Origin of the sequence: Streptomyces sp. LS1784 (genome assembly GCF_020103755.1) — a bacterium.
In the GTDB taxonomy this organism is placed as follows: Bacteria; Actinomycetota; Actinomycetes; order Streptomycetales; family Streptomycetaceae; genus Kitasatospora.
Map to the genome: position 1 here is coordinate 1 of NZ_JAHSQD010001190.1, position 812 is coordinate 812.

Below are 812 nucleotides of genomic sequence, written 5' to 3' on the forward strand. Positions count from 1 at the left end.
CTCCCCGTACGGGCCCGCCTCGGCGAAGTGGGCGCGCGCCACCGCGAGCCGCCCGCGCGCGGCGGCCAGCCGGCCCAGCAACAGGGCCTGCTCGACCCCGGCCATCGCGAGGTCGGGGAACTCGGCGCCCAGCGCGGCCAGCCGCTCCTCCAGCCCGTCCCACTGCCCGGCCAGACCGTCCAGCCGCACCAGGGCGATCCGGCTGTAGCACTCCAGATAGGGGATGGCCGCCTGACGGGCCAGGCGCCGGCTCTCCTCCAGCAACCGCGCAGCCCGCCGGTCGTGGCCCAGCTCGACGGCGATCTCACCCACGTTGTACAGCGCGCGGGTGGTCTGCCGGACGATCTCCCACCGCTCCGAGGTCCGCGGCAGCCCGTCCAGCTGCGCCCACACCGCCGGGTCGCCCTCGCGCGCGAGGAAGGTCAGCCGGGTGGCCCGCACCGCGGCGGCCACCTCCTCGTCCGGGCTCGCGGCCAGGGTCCGCTCGGCCCGCTCCAGCCACTGCCAGGCGCGCTCGCCGGCGCCGTCGCGCTCGTTCATGGCCAGCGCCACCATCGCCCGGGCCGCCCGGTCCGGACGCTGCTCCAACTCGTCGAGGGACTCCTCGATCCGCGCGAAACCGGCCCGGTCCCCGCCGTGCACGGCCATCAGGAGGCCGAGCGACAGGCGGATCTCGCCGCGGTCGGGCACCGGCAGCCGCGGGTCGGCGATGATCGCGGTCAGCACCGCGGCACTGGCCACCGAGTCCACGCCGTCGGCGGCGATCCGGGCCAGCGCGAGCGCGGCCCGCCCGCGCCGCCGCGGGTCGAGGT

At 77.7% G+C, this 812-nt stretch carries 1 pseudogene; it reads right to left on the bottom strand.

From position 1 onward, the window contains the following. Positions 1-812, bottom strand: a pseudogene (locus KS423_RS46470) (LuxR family transcriptional regulator); the annotation flags it as partial.